The organism is Clostridioides sp. ZZV14-6345, assembly GCF_020657775.1.
Classification (GTDB): Bacteria; Bacillota; Clostridia; order Peptostreptococcales; family Peptostreptococcaceae; genus Clostridioides; species Clostridioides difficile_D.
The window spans coordinates 1-333 of sequence record NZ_JAGWCX010000240.1 but is presented as its reverse complement, the minus strand read 5'-3'; the positions used below and the strand labels follow the sequence as shown (position 1 = coordinate 333).

At 32.7% G+C, this 333-nt stretch carries 1 protein-coding gene; it reads left to right on the top strand.

Annotated features, from left to right (window positions below; genetic code table 11):
* Window positions 1-225: HNH endonuclease signature motif containing protein (locus KGF39_RS19625; protein WP_227823595.1), on the top strand; the 225-nt coding region annotated here is incomplete at its 5' end.
* Window positions 226-333 lie beyond the last annotated feature (108 nt).

Sequence of the window (333 nt, the reverse complement as noted above, 5' to 3'; positions counted from 1 at the left end):
GATGAAGTACATTGCCATCATAAAGTTCCACTAAAATCTGGTGGAACAGATAAATATGATAACTTAATTATAGTTCATAAGGATATACATAAACTTATACACTCAACTAATATTAAATTAATTCTACAATCATCAAAAGATTGGACAGTTAAATCGAAATCAAAATTTAACCAATTAAGAAAACAAGCAAATTTAGAACCGATAGATTTTAAATTGGTCGCATAATATATCTACAATTCAAACGAGGGAACGCCGTGTGAGGTGAAAGTCTCACGCACGGTGTGGGACGGGGGAAAATCTGGAGATAACTTCAAAGGATTACCTATCGTCATA